Raw genomic sequence first — 8,868 nt, 5'->3', positions numbered from 1 at the left:
AGACCGTCGGAGCCTGCGGAGCCGATGCCGTAATCATCGGCTCCGCAGGAGTCGCCCGGATCGAGCAGTCGCTCGACCAAGGGGGCGACGTCATCGACGGCTTCCGCACCTTCGTCAGGTCCGTATCGCCCAACCGTTCCATCACACCTGAGAGAACAGGGAGCTGAACATGTTCATCCGCGAACTGGAGAACGTGAAGACGGTCGAGTGGGGCAACGGCCTGAGCCGTCGCTTCATCGTGGCCGCCGACGGCCTCGACTACAGCATCACCGACACTACCGTGCGCGCGGGCACCAAGTCCCGTCTGGAGTACCGCAATCACATCGAATCCTGCTACTGCATCGAGGGTTCCGGTGAAGTGATCGAGCTGGACGGCACCTCGCACCCGATCACGCCCGGTGTTCTCTACTCGCTCAACGAGCACGACGCCCACTACCTCGTGGCCAGCCCGCACGAGGACCTGCGTCTGGTGTGCGTCTTCTCGCCGGCACTCCGGGGCGACGAGGTGCACCAGCTCGACGAGCAGGTGTCCTCCGCCTACTGATTCGCGCATTTCCTGAACATTCAGCACATCAAGCACATACCGCTCGACCGCCCGCCACTGATCCGTAACGGAAAGGCTCGCCGTGATCCGCTGGAACGCCGACCAGGCCGAACTGCGCGAAGGTCTGGCCCGGTGGGGTGAGGCGCTCAGCGCCGGCCACATAGAACAGGACGAACAGGCCACGTTCTCCTGGGACAAGTGGAAACTCATCCGGGAGACCGGCATTCTCGCGCTGCCCTTCGAGGAGCGATGGGGAGGCCTCGGCCAGTCCCTGCTCACCACCATGTATCTGCTCGAAGGGCTGGGCGAGCACTGCCGTGACTCGGGGCTGAGCTTCTCGGTCACCACCACCATGGCCAGCACCGGCGTACCGGTGGAGAAGTTCGGCACGGACGAGCAGAAGGAGCGGTATCTCACCCGGATCTGCTCCGGAGAACTGATCGGTGCCCACGCCATCACCGAGGCGGAGGGCGGCTCGGACGCCATGGCGATGACCACACGGGCGGTGCGGGACGGCGATCAGTTCGTCCTGAACGGCTCCAAGATCTTCGTCAGCAACGCACCCGTCGCCGATGTGTTCGTCGTCTACGCGCGTACGCATCCGGACGGCGGAGCGCTCGGAGTCACCGCGTTCCTTGTGGACCGGGACACTCCCGGACTCACGATCGGCAAGCCGACCAAGAAGATGGGACTGCGGACCTCGCCGCTCAGCGAGCTGTTCTTCGACGAGTGCCGTATCCCCAGGACCCAGGTGCTCGGCCGGGTTGGCGGAGGGTTCATCGTGCTCGATTACGTGATGAAGCGGGAGATCCTCTTCTCGTTCATCGTCAATGTCGGGGAGATGCAGCACCGGCTCGACCGCTGCCTCGACTACGCGAAGACCCGCCGTTCCTTCGGCAAACCGATCGGCTCGTACCAGTCCGTCGCCAACAAGATCGTCGACACGAAGATCCGGCTGGAGACGGCGAGGAAATGGCTGTACGACACCGCTGAACGGCTCGCGGCCGGCGAGAACGTCACGGTGGACCTGGCCATCGCCAAACTGGTCACGAGCGAGAGCAACCTGGCGACCAGTCTGATCGCCGTGCAGATCTTCGGCGGACACGGTTACATGACCGAGTACGGACTGGAGAAGGACGTGCGCAACGCCGTGGCCGGCACGATCTACTCCGGCACCACGGAGATCCAGTACAACCGCATCGCCTCGATGCTGGGCCTGGGCAAATGAGCCCGGAACCCGGCTCCAGGCTCCCGGCGGGACACTCGGCCGCACCCGAGACCCGCCGGGTTCTGAAAGTCTGCGGCGCCACCTCCACGGACGACATCGCCACGCTGGCAGCCGCGGGAGCGGACTGCGTCGGCGTGTGGCACGGCGTACCGGGCGGCCATGCCGAGCTGCCCGAGGAGCGCCTCACCGAACTCGTCGCGGCGGCCCATGCCACCGGCCGGCTCGAACCGGTCCTCGTCACCTTCCTCGGCGATCCCGAAGCCCTGACCGGCCTGGCGCGCCGTACCGGCCTGCGCTGGCTGCAACTCCACGCGTACCAGCCGCCCGCCGTCATCGCCGCGCTGCGCGCCGCCCTGCCCGACGCGGTCCTCGTCAAGGTTCTCCATCTGAGCGGCGGGAGCTGTGTCGAACGCCCGCTGATCGGCGCGTACGAGCGGGCGGGCACCGATCTGTTCCTGCTCGACACGGCCACCGAGGACGGCCGTATCGGCAGCACCGGACACCGGCTGCCGGAGCCGGACGTACTGGCGCTGCTGCCCAGGCTCACCCGCCCGTTCCTGCTCGCGGGCGGGATCTCCCCGTACAACCGTCCCGACTACGACGGCGTGGCCGCGCATGCCGGGTTCCGCGGTGTCGATGTGGACACCGGCGCCCGTGACGCCGAGGGACGCTTCTCGGCGCCCGCCGTCACCGCCCTGGCCCGCGCCTGGCGGACCGCCATGTCCCTGGAGGAGTCCCTATGACTGCCCGTTTCCTGGAAGCCCTGCTGGCCGCGGAACGCCCGCTGGTCATGGAGGTCAAACGGCGCGACGCGCACGGCTACGACCTCCTCGGCGGCCGGACACCGGTCGCGATCGTCGAGTCGTACGAGGCCGCGGGCGCCCCGTGCATCTCCGTGGTGACCGGACGCTGGTTCGGCGGGACTCCGGCGCTGCTGCGCGATGTCGCCGCGCTCACCGATCTGCCGCTGCTCCAGAAGGACTTCATCACCCGCAGGGACCAGCTCAAGACGGCCGTGGAGCTGGGCGCCTCCGCCGTGCTGCTCACGGCCGCGCTGCTGCCCAGATCCAGTATGCGCACCCTGATCACCGCCGCGCTCAGCACCGGTCTCACTCCCTTCGTCGAGGTGACGGAGGAGTCCGAACTCGACGGTCTGCCGCACACCGACGAATGTGTGATCGCCGTCAACAACAAGGACATCAAGGCCAAGGAGAGCGACCGAGGAGATCTCGAACGCAGCCTCGCCCTGCTGCCCGCGCTCCAGGCCGCCGGTACGCCGTGTCCGGTCAGCGCCAGCGCCATCGACAGCCCGCTCGCCGCCGCCCGGCTGCTCGACGCGGGCTTCGGCGGGCTGCTGGTCGGTACCTCGCTGCTGCGCACCGCGAACGCGAGCGCCTGGCTGGACGAGCTGGACGGCGCCAGAACCCGCTCCGTGGCCGCACCCAAGGCCTGAGCGACAGACCGGTACGGGCCCGCCCCGGGGACCGTACGCCTTGGCCGGCCCAGCTTCTCGCGCCTCGCTTTCCCCGCGTCCCGTTCCCGAACCGCTCCTGTCACACGCTCCCCAGGAGAACCGTCCGCCATGACCGCACCCGCCGCACCCGCCGCACCCACCGTCCCCGCCGAAGTGCCGTCAGCCGTACGTACCGTGCTCCTCGACGCCGACGGCGTAGAGGTGTCGGGTCTGCTCGCCGAGCCCGAGGGCGTCGAACCGCGTGCCGTGGTCGTCGCCATCCATGGCCGGGGCATGTGCGCCGACTACTTCAACGGGCTGACCGATCCGGCCGACTCGCTGCTCACACTCGGCGCAGGGCTGGGCTACTCCGTGCTCGCGCTCGACCGGCCCGGCTACGGCGCCTCCGTACGGCAGCTCCCGGAGGGGCAGCCGCTCGGCGACCAGGCGACGACCTTGCACGCGGCGCTCACCGACTTCGCCAAGAACCATCCGACCGGAGCCGGTTTCTTCGTGGTCGCCCACTCCGACGGCGGCAAGGTCAGTCTGCACATGGCGGCGCAGGACGCGGGCCGCGCGCTGCTCGGCCTCGACATCAACGGCTGCGGCTGGCGCTACGCCCGCGAGGCCCGGCACTTCCCCGACACCCTCGGCGGTGGCGCCTCCCGGCTCAACTGGGGCCCGCTGAACCTCTACGCGCCCGGTACGTTCCGCGCGAGCCGCTCCCTGCTGCGGGCGGTACCGCGGCGTGAGGAGATCCAGACGGCGGTGTGGCCCATCCAGTACCCACGGCTGGCCGGCCACATCACCAATCCGCTCCGGCTGACCTTCGCCGAGCACGAGCTCTGGTGGGAGCTGGACGACGCCTCGCTGGCCTCGATGAAGGGCCGGCTGACGGCCGCGCCTCTTGTCACCGTGGAGCGGCTGCCCGCCGCCGGGCACAACATCAGCATCGGCCGCGCGGCCCGCACCTACCATCTACGGGCGCTGGCCTTCCTGGAGGAGTGTCTGCTGCTCGGTCGCGGCGGCGCGGCGCGCGGCTGAACTCCCGTACCCGCACGGCCGGTTGCCGGGTCCGGTCGTACCCGTGATCAGTCCGTGGTCCTCCCCGGGTGCGCGCGGCCCATCGCGGCTAGTGTGTGCGGACCGTATTCACCCACACACCGAGCGACCAGGAAGGACCTCCGCCATGGCGGCACAGAACCCGGAACGTCCGGAGCACCCGAGGCCAGGCCCACGCGTCCGGCCGGCCGACGGAGGGCGCTCGTACTCCTTCGAGTTCTTCCCGCCGAAGACCGAGGCGGGCGAGCGCACGCTCTGGAACGCGATCCGCCGGATCGAGGCGCTCGCGCCCTCCTTCGTCTCGGTGACCTACGGCGCGGGCGGCTCCTCGCGCGACCGTACGATCGAAGTCACCAAGCGCATCGCCGCCGAGACCACACTGCGCCCGGTGGCCCATCTCACCGCGGTCGGCCACTCGGTGGCCGAACTGCGCCACATCATCGGCCAGTACGCGGACGCCGGCATCCGGGATGTGCTCGCCCTGCGCGGCGATCCGCCGGGCGATCCGCGCGGCGAGTGGGTCCGTCATCCCGAGGGCTTCGCCCAGGCGAGCGAACTGGTCTCCCTCATCCGGGAGTTGGGCGACTTCACCGTCGGTGTGGCGGCCTTTCCCGAACGCCATCCGCGCTCGGCCGACTGGGAGAGCGACATCCGCCACTTCGTGGCCAAGTGCCGGGCGGGCGCCGACTACGCCATCACCCAGATGTTCTTCCATGTGGAGGACTACCTCCGGCTCCGCGACCGGATCGAGGCCGCCGGCTGCACGACGCCGATCATTCCGGAGATCATGCCGGCCACCGACCACCGCCAGATCCGCCGGTTCGCGGAACTCAGCGACGCCCGCTTCCCCGACGAGCTCGCCGCGCGCCTCGAAGCGGCCCGCGACCAGCCCGGCGAGGGCCATCGGATCGGTGTCGAGTACGCCACGGCCATGGCCGAGCGGCTGCTCGCGGAGGGCGCTCCGGGCCTGCACTACATCACTCTGAACCGCTCCACGGCCACGATGGAGATCCACCAGAATCTGGGCGTCGGCGCGGGAGCGCGGAACGTGCCCGTCCCCGTCCCGGCACCCGCCGCCTAGGACTTCGAACTCCGGCCGCTGGAGCCCCGGTCGAGGATGGCTCCAGCGGGTCTGGCGGGCCGCCACCGGCCCTGCCATGATCTTCGGGCCGGTCAACTCCGGCTTGGACGCAGAAATATGAACCTGAGCTTCGTGGCTATGTACCGTCTCACCGCACTGGACTTGACTGGTCTCATGACGCAGATCATGAGAATTGCCCAGGGAACCGGACCAAAGGCCGCGTGGACACTCTGAGATCAGCGGGCAGACCCATCGCCGTGTCACACGTCGGCGGCGGCGTCGACGACGACACCGTGGCGGCCGCCGGATCACCTCGCATCGGACGGCTTCGACCACCAGACAAGGACATCCCATGAGCTACAACGCGCCCGGCACCCCCAATCCCTACGCCGCCTACCCGCCGCAGGCCCCGTCCCCGGCGCCGTCGCCCGTGAGCCGGAGCAAGGCGGTCGGGCCTCTGCTGATGATCGCCACCATCATGATGGGGCTCATGGCGGGTCTCTTCTTCGCGTACGACATCTCGGTCATGCCCGGTCTGGCCAGGACGGACGACCGTACGTACGTCGACGCGATGCAGAACTTCAACGCGCTGATCGACGGCAACGGTCTCTTCGGCATGGCCTTCATCGGAGCCCTGGTGGCCGCCGCGGTCGCCGCGTTCCTGGAGTACCGCCGGGGCCGGCGCGGGACCGCGCTGTGGATCGGGGCCGCGGCCGTGCTCTATCTGGTGGCCCTGATGATCACGTTCAGCGTCAACATCCCGCTCAACAACGAGCTGGCCGCCGCCGGTGACCCGGCCAAGATCACGGACTTCTCGATCGTCGACAGGTTCAAGGGCACCTGGGAGACGAGCAATATCGTCCGGACCCTGGTGTGCACGGCGGCGCTGGGCTTCCTCGCCCGCGCGCTGGTGCTGCACGGCCGCAGCAGCGGCGCCGCCGCTGCCGTCGGCGCTCCCGCGATGCGGCCTTACGGCGTCTGAAACGCGGCGCCGGGTGCACGGACGAGTGCACAGAGGAGAGGGCGACGGGCCCGGAGCCCGTCGCCCTTTCCCATGTCCTTCTCCGTCATCAGCATGGCGCGGGCCGGGGCCATGTACGGCCCCGGCAGCACCCGTTCGGGCACGGCCGGGGCCGGCGGCGGGCGGTCAGCCCACCGGGGTGGGCGGAGTGGCCGAAGGGCTGTCCTCCGTCCGTTCCCGCTTGCTCTCCTCGGCCTTGCTCTCCTCGGCGAGCCGCTCCATACCGCTCGTCGTCTTGAGCGGCTTCTCCTTGAGGAAGAGAACGGCGACCAGCGCGAGAGCGGCGAAGGGAGCGGCGACGAGGAAGAGCTCCGCCGTGGCCACGCCGTACGCGTGCTGCACGATCTCCCGCATCGGCGCGGGCAGCGTGGAGATGTCCGGTACGGAGCTCTCGCCGCCGGAGGCCGACCGGCCCGCTCCGCCCAGGCTCTTGGTCATCTCGGCCGTCACCCGGTTGGCCAGGATCGCGCCCAGCACGCTCGTACCGATCGTGCCGCCCATGCTGCGGAAGAACGACAGGACCGAGGTGGCCGCGCCGAGTTCGGCCGCCGGTACATCGTTCTGCGCCGCGAGCACCAGGTTCTGCATCAGCATGCCGACGCCGATACCGAGGACGGCCATATAGACGCTGAGGAGGCCGAAGCCGGTGTCGGCGTCGATCGTGGCCAGCAGACCGAGACCGCCCGTCATGATCACGGCGCCCGCGATCAGATGGATCTTCCACTTGCCGGTGGCGCTGATGATCTGGCCGGCGACTGTGGAGGAGACCAGCAGACCGAGGATCAGCGGCAGGCTCATCAGGCCCGCCATGGTCGGCGACTTGCCCAGCGAGATCTGGAAGTACTGCGAGAGGAAGACGGTGCCGCCGAACATCGCCACACCGACCAGCAGGCTGGCCACCGTGGTCAGGGAGACGGTGCGGTTGCGGAAGATGTCCAGCGGGATGACCGGCTCGGGAACCCGGGCCTCCACGAAGACCGCCGCGACCAGGAGCACGACACCCGCGCCGGTCAGCGCGGCCGTCTGCCAGGACGCCCAGTCGAACTGGTTGCCCGCCAGCGAGGTCCAGATGAGCAGGGCGCTGACACCGGCGACGATCAGGAACGCGCCCAGATAGTCGATCTTCACATCACGGCGGACCGTGGGCAGCCGCAGCGTGCGCTGGAGAATCAGGATCGCGGCGAGCGCGAAGGGCACTCCGATGAAGAAGCACCAGCGCCAGCCCAGCCATGAGGTGTCCACCAGTACACCGCCGACCAGCGGCCCGGCGACCGTACCGATGGCGAAGACGGCGCCGAAGATACCGGCGTACTTGCCCAGCCGCCGCGGCGGGATGATCGCCGCCATCACGACCTGCGCCAGGGCGGTCAGACCGCCCGCGCCGATGCCCTGGACGACCCGGCTGAAGATGAGCAGTCCGACGCCCTGCGAGAAGCCGGCGAGCAGCGACCCGACCACGAACATGGCGAGCGAGAGCTGGAGCAGCAGCTTCTTGTTGTAGAGGTCGGAGAGCTTGCCCCACAGCGGCACGGTCGCCGTCATGGCGAGCAGCTCGGCGGTGACCACCCAGGTGTACGAGGACTGGCTGCCGTGCAGGTCGGCGATGATCCGGGGCAGCGCGTTGGCGACCACCGTACCGGCCAGGATGGCGACGAACATGCCGGCCATCAGACCCGACAAAGTCCGTCAGGGGGGTAACCGGTGCGTCTCTTCGATGAGGTGGAGGGCGTCGTCGAGACGACCGCGCAGCCGCTCGACGAGAAGAATCAGCGCAGTTGCTGGGAGCTCGGCCAGATCGGCCCTCCGTGCGTCGTCAAGATCCTGACGCGCAAACAGCATTCTGCTGGCCTGCGACTGGGTGAGGGGCGGCCGGGGAGGATCGTCACTCTGCTGGGGCATGGGTCACCATGGGTATGGGCGGATGAGGTGGGCACCCGCTGACTCGGAGTCAAGCCGTCCGGTACAGGCTGCTTGGCAGGCGGGTGAATATCAAGAGAGATAAGCGGGCTGGCGGAAATTATTCTTGAGCATAAAGACATGTGATCTTGACACGGTCAGCGTTGACGGGTGCCATCGTCACCGCCGCCCACCGAGCGGGTACTCGCCCGCCGCCGCGCCATTGGTGACCAGATCCGGGCCGCGCGGAAGACTGCGGGCCTGACGCAGGAGGCTGTGGCTCTTCGCGTCGATATGACGCTTGCGCAGTACAACCGGATCGAGAAGGCGCACGCCAGCCCGTTGCTTGACACGCTGATCCGCATCGCTGACGCGATCGGAGTCCCTCTCGCCGAGCTCGTACGTGAGGAGCCCCGACCGGGCGCTGGGAACGCGGACCGGCCGGGGCGGTAGGGGGGCTCAGTCGAGCGGGTTGGCGGCGTCCGGGTCGTCCTCCGCGCGCGGCAGCGGCCGGTGTCCCTCAGAGTGATGGTTGACCCAGCCGCAGACACCGCAGCTGTAACGGCCGTCGAGCCCGGCGATC

11 protein-coding genes are annotated in these 8,868 nt (G+C 69.0%); 9 read left to right on the top strand and 2 right to left on the bottom strand.

Translation table 11 applies throughout. From position 1 onward, the window contains the following. Positions 1–169 precede the first annotated feature (169 nt). The 7 genes from GA0115259_RS18445 (at position 170) to GA0115259_RS18415 (ending at position 6,350) form a co-directional block, all read left to right on the top strand. Entirely contained in the window at positions 170–544 is a 375-nt protein-coding gene (locus tag GA0115259_RS18445) for an ectoine synthase (RefSeq protein WP_093598128.1), read from the top strand. Between the two features lie 82 nt (positions 545–626). Then, on the top strand, positions 627–1,772 hold the full coding sequence (locus tag GA0115259_RS18440; RefSeq protein WP_093598125.1) for an acyl-CoA dehydrogenase family protein: 1,146 nt from the start codon (positions 627–629) through the stop codon (positions 1,770–1,772). Further along, positions 1,769–2,515, top strand: a complete 747-nt coding sequence (locus tag GA0115259_RS18435; RefSeq protein ID WP_093598122.1) for a phosphoribosylanthranilate isomerase — start codon at positions 1,769–1,771, stop codon at positions 2,513–2,515. Before GA0115259_RS18440 ends, GA0115259_RS18435 begins: the two co-directional genes overlap by 4 nt. Next, complete coding sequence (locus GA0115259_RS18430; protein ID WP_093598119.1) at positions 2,512–3,225, top strand: beta/alpha barrel domain-containing protein; 714 nt, start codon at positions 2,512–2,514, stop codon at positions 3,223–3,225. Before GA0115259_RS18435 ends, GA0115259_RS18430 begins: the two co-directional genes overlap by 4 nt. Positions 3,226–3,354: 129 nt before the next feature. Then, entirely contained in the window at positions 3,355–4,269 is a 915-nt protein-coding gene (locus tag GA0115259_RS18425; protein ID WP_093598117.1) for an alpha/beta hydrolase, read from the top strand. 145 nt (positions 4,270–4,414) lie between these two features. Further along, positions 4,415–5,368 (top strand): methylenetetrahydrofolate reductase [NAD(P)H], encoded by a 954-nt coding sequence (metF, locus tag GA0115259_RS18420; protein ID WP_093598115.1) that lies wholly within the window; start codon positions 4,415–4,417, stop codon positions 5,366–5,368. 352 nt (positions 5,369–5,720) lie between these two features. After that, entirely contained in the window at positions 5,721–6,350 is a 630-nt protein-coding gene (locus GA0115259_RS18415) for an anthrone oxygenase family protein (protein WP_093598112.1), read from the top strand. 165 nt (positions 6,351–6,515) lie between these two features. On the opposite strand, the gene GA0115259_RS18410 is transcribed toward GA0115259_RS18415, so the two are convergent. Then, complete coding sequence (locus GA0115259_RS18410) at positions 6,516–8,057, bottom strand: MDR family MFS transporter (RefSeq protein WP_093598109.1); 1,542 nt, start codon at positions 8,055–8,057, stop codon at positions 6,516–6,518. 33 nt (positions 8,058–8,090) lie between these two features. Between GA0115259_RS18410 and GA0115259_RS40390 the strand changes: the two genes are divergently transcribed. Continuing rightward, the gene (locus GA0115259_RS40390; protein WP_161230410.1) at positions 8,091–8,330 is read left to right on the top strand and encodes a hypothetical protein; all 240 of its coding nucleotides are present in this window, start codon (positions 8,091–8,093) and stop codon (positions 8,328–8,330) included. A 135-nt stretch (positions 8,331–8,465) separates the two neighbouring features. Here the strand turns inward: GA0115259_RS40390 and GA0115259_RS41955 are convergent, their stop codons facing one another. Next, positions 8,466–8,618, bottom strand: a complete 153-nt coding sequence (locus GA0115259_RS41955) for a hypothetical protein (protein ID WP_237540173.1) — start codon at positions 8,616–8,618, stop codon at positions 8,466–8,468. Between GA0115259_RS41955 and GA0115259_RS41950 the strand changes: the two genes are divergently transcribed. Next, positions 8,562–8,738 carry a helix-turn-helix domain-containing protein gene (locus tag GA0115259_RS41950; RefSeq protein ID WP_256098038.1) on the top strand — a complete coding sequence of 59 codons (177 nt, stop codon included), beginning with the start codon at positions 8,562–8,564 and terminating at the stop codon, positions 8,736–8,738. The two genes, GA0115259_RS41955 and GA0115259_RS41950, sit on opposite strands and share 57 nt — an antisense overlap. The last annotated feature ends 130 nt before the right edge of the window (positions 8,739–8,868 follow it).

The organism is Streptomyces sp. MnatMP-M17, from assembly GCF_900091995.1.
In the GTDB taxonomy this organism is placed as follows: Bacteria; Actinomycetota; Actinomycetes; order Streptomycetales; family Streptomycetaceae; genus Streptomyces.
Note: the sequence above shows the minus strand (reverse complement) of the source record. Positions and strands in the feature narration are given on the sequence as shown.

Coding starts and splice junctions, on each gene's coding strand:
- GA0115259_RS18445 (WP_093598128.1), top strand. CDS start 170: ATGTTCATCCGCGAACTGGAGAACGTGAAGACGGTCGAGTGGGGCAAC.
- GA0115259_RS18435 (WP_093598122.1), top strand. CDS start 1,769: ATGAGCCCGGAACCCGGCTCCAGGCTCCCGGCGGGACACTCGGCCGCA.
- GA0115259_RS18430 (WP_093598119.1), top strand. CDS start 2,512: ATGACTGCCCGTTTCCTGGAAGCCCTGCTGGCCGCGGAACGCCCGCTG.
- GA0115259_RS18425 (WP_093598117.1), top strand. CDS start 3,355: ATGACCGCACCCGCCGCACCCGCCGCACCCACCGTCCCCGCCGAAGTG.
- metF (WP_093598115.1), top strand. CDS start 4,415: ATGGCGGCACAGAACCCGGAACGTCCGGAGCACCCGAGGCCAGGCCCA.
- GA0115259_RS18415 (WP_093598112.1), top strand. CDS start 5,721: ATGAGCTACAACGCGCCCGGCACCCCCAATCCCTACGCCGCCTACCCG.
- GA0115259_RS18410 (WP_093598109.1), bottom strand. CDS start 8,057: ATGGCCGGCATGTTCGTCGCCATCCTGGCCGGTACGGTGGTCGCCAAC.